This window comes from Paenisporosarcina sp. P4_D4, assembly GCF_056401835.1.
In genome coordinates this window covers 1-3,203 of the sequence record NZ_JBFUIO010000177.1, presented here as the reverse complement: position 1 = coordinate 3,203, position 3,203 = coordinate 1, and the positions used below count along the sequence as shown (strand labels likewise).

3 protein-coding genes are annotated in these 3,203 nt (G+C 40.3%); all 3 read left to right on the top strand.

The annotated features are described in order from the left end of the window. On the top strand, positions 1 to 1,066 hold a 1,066-nt coding region (locus AC1DSL_RS16565; protein WP_477533042.1), incomplete at its 5' end, for a putative bifunctional diguanylate cyclase/phosphodiesterase. A 335-nt stretch (positions 1,067 to 1,401) separates the two neighbouring features. Then, complete coding sequence (locus tag AC1DSL_RS16560; RefSeq protein WP_477533041.1) at positions 1,402 to 2,202, top strand: alpha/beta fold hydrolase; 801 nt, start codon at positions 1,402 to 1,404, stop codon at positions 2,200 to 2,202. 14 nt (positions 2,203 to 2,216) lie between these two features. After that, a complete protein-coding gene (locus AC1DSL_RS16555; protein ID WP_477533040.1) occupies positions 2,217 to 3,161 on the top strand; it encodes a GGDEF domain-containing protein in 945 nt (314 codons plus the stop codon). Positions 3,162 to 3,203: the final 42 nt, after the last annotated feature.

The window sequence follows — 3,203 nt, the reverse complement described above, 5'->3', positions numbered from 1 at the left end:
GATTAAGACGTATCACTTAGGTGGCGACGAGTTTGTTGTCCTGATTCTTAAAGAGAACATGGATTTCGTTAAAAATATCGCAATGGACATTGGGGAATACATAAAAGAACCTTTCTATCTTAAAGGCAATGAAATCTTTGTGACGGCCAGTATAGGCATTAGCGGCAGTCCAGAACATACGGACGATATGAATGAATTAATTACAATGGCAGACACTGCGATGTATTATGCAAAATTGGATGGAAAAAACACCTATAAATTCTTCAATAATGAGTTAAAAGAGCAGCGTGAAAGAAGAACGCTCATTGAAATAGAATTAAGAAGAGCGATTCGCAATGAGGAGCTTTATGTGGTGTATCAACCGAAGTTTAATTTGCACAATTCCAAACTGGCAGGCATTGAAGCCTTGATACGATGGGACAATCCGCTTCTCGGAAAGGTTTCGCCGATGGAATTTATTCCGGTTGCTGAAGATACAGGGTTGATCAATGAGATTGGTAACTGGATCATCAATGATGTTCTGTACCAGATGCGAAGATGGCATGACAAAGGGTATTCGCCTGTTAAAGTTTCAGTGAACGTATCCCAGCGCCAATTCCGTGATAATAATTTCGTTCCTTTTATCGAGTCGTGTCTTTATTCTTATAGTATTGAAGCAAAATATTTGGAATTTGAAGTAACGGAAAGTGTAATCKAAAATATTGATTTGGTTATGCCCAAAATTAATTCGCTGAAAGCGCTTGGAGTAGGTATTTCGATTGATGATTTCGGTACAGGGTATTCGTCGCTGAGCATGCTAAAGAACTTGCCATTTGATACGTTGAAAATCGATCAATCGTTTATTCGTGATTTGATTGGCAATAGCCAGGACCTATCTCTTGTTAAGACCATCATTTCAATCGGACAAACCTTCAATCTCAATGTTGTCGCTGAAGGGATTGAGAAAGAGGAGCATCTTCATCTTCTTGCTGAATTGGACTGTCCGATGGGCCAAGGATATTTTTTCAGTAAACCGATTCGACCTGAACAGCTCGAGGTAGAATTTTTTAAGTTGATAGGAGATTGATAGACACTTCCGGTGCATGTAACTGGAAGTGTTTTTGTGTTGTAACATTCGTCATAGAATAAAATGCAAGATATTGCGATATAGGCTTTACTATCTTCTGCAATTCCTTCCATCTTGTTAAACTCGGAAGTCGCATCTAACATCGCTCCATACCTGCGAGACTCTAGGAAAGATACAGCTTTCTCCATGCCAGATTTTATTCGCTGGGTTCTGTTAAGCAGTAAATAGATGTATATTTGAAGTAGTTAAAATAGATGGTAAGTTACCATATTGTGGAGTTTATTATGGTATAATTAACCTATAATGGAATACATCACGAAGGAGAAATTAGGTAAATGTACAATGATATAGTTGAACGGAATAACGTGAAAGTGTTTGGGGAAGGTCAAAAGACGATATTGTTTGCTCATGGTTTTGGCTGTGATCAGTCCGTTTGGCGTGATGTAGCACCAGCATTTTCAACGGATTATCGTGTAGTCCTGTTTGATTATGTTGGTTCTGGCAACAGTGATAAGTCTAGGTATTCGACAGAGCGATACGATTCTTTGAATGGGTATGCCCAAGATGTAATTGATGTGTGTGACGCACTTGAGTTGGAAAATATCGTATTCGTTGGGCATTCTGTCAGTAGTATGATCGGTGCATTGGCTAGTATTGAGAGACCCGGGATAATAGAAAAATTAATAATGATTGGTCCTTCACCACATTATTTGAATGAACCAGGATATGTTGGTGGCTTTGATAAATCGGATGTTGATGCGTTACTAGATATGATGGAAATTAATTATCGGGAATGGGCGAAATATTTAGCGCCAGTTGTAATGGGTGAAGCTTCGGATTCAACAATAACAAAGAATTTTGAGAACACGTTGTGCTCGAATGATCCTGTCATTTCACGGAAGTTTGCTGAAGTGACATTTACTTCCGATTCGCGTGATATGCTTGGTGAAATTACGTCACCAACTTTAATTTTACAGACACAATTCGATGCTATTGTTCCCATGGCAATGGGCGAATACCTACATACGAAAATTACTACAAGTGAGTTTGTGCTGATGGAAGCTACAGGACACAATCCGCATCTTAGTTATCCTGAAGAGACTGTGACGTGCATAAAAGCGTATTTGACGAAGTGAAGGGAGGAAATTAAATGGAAGAGCAATTGGATTTGGCACCTTGTGGTTATTTGGTGATGAATCAAAGCTTTCACGTGGTGGAAATGAATCGTACCTTGCGTGATATGCTCGGTGTAGAAGGTACACCTGTTCACTTGCATGACATTTTGACGGTGCCATCCCGCATTTATTTTCAAACTTACTTCGCTCCGTCTATTATGTTGCACGGAAAAGTCAATGAGATGTATTTGATGTTAAAAGGTAAAGAACATCATCTTCCGGTTTTGATGAATGCGGTTAAACACAATGACCAATTTTCTTGTGTACTGGTTCAGATGGCAGTGCGCGATAAGTATGAGAATGAGCTGTTGCTTGCTCGACGAAAAGCTGAGCGGATTCTTCATGATACGGATGAAGCCAACAGAAAATTGCAAGAGTTACTGAAAGAAGTCGAAGGGAAACAACAGGAATTGTTGGATTTAAATGTAGAATTGCTGGAACTTGCAATGACGGATGCACTGACGGGATTAAAGAATCGTCGTTTCTTGGAGAAAAAACTAATGGATCTCGTTCAGTTAGCGGAGAGTTCGGAGAATGAGACTTTTTCCTTGTTGCAGATTGACGTCGATCATTTCAAACAGGTCAATGATACGTTTGGTCATCCAATGGGCGATGCCGTGCTTCGCGAGCTTTCATGGAAGCTTTTAAGAGAGACAAGAGAGCACGATGTTGTTGCCCGCATGGGTGGAGAAGAGTTCATGATCTTGCTTCCGAGTACGAATGAAGAAAGCGCACGGGTGATGGCGGAACGGATTCGACTGAATCTCGATCATGGATCCTGGACTCAAAAACGTGTGACTGTCAGCATTGGTGTGACAACGTATGAAAAAGGCAACGATTCCAGTATATTATTTTCTAAAGCGGATGCAGCTCTTTATTTATCAAAAGGAGCAGGTCGCAATCGCGTATCTGTGAAATGAATATAGGAGTTACGCACGAAACCCACTAGAGCTGTTCTAGTG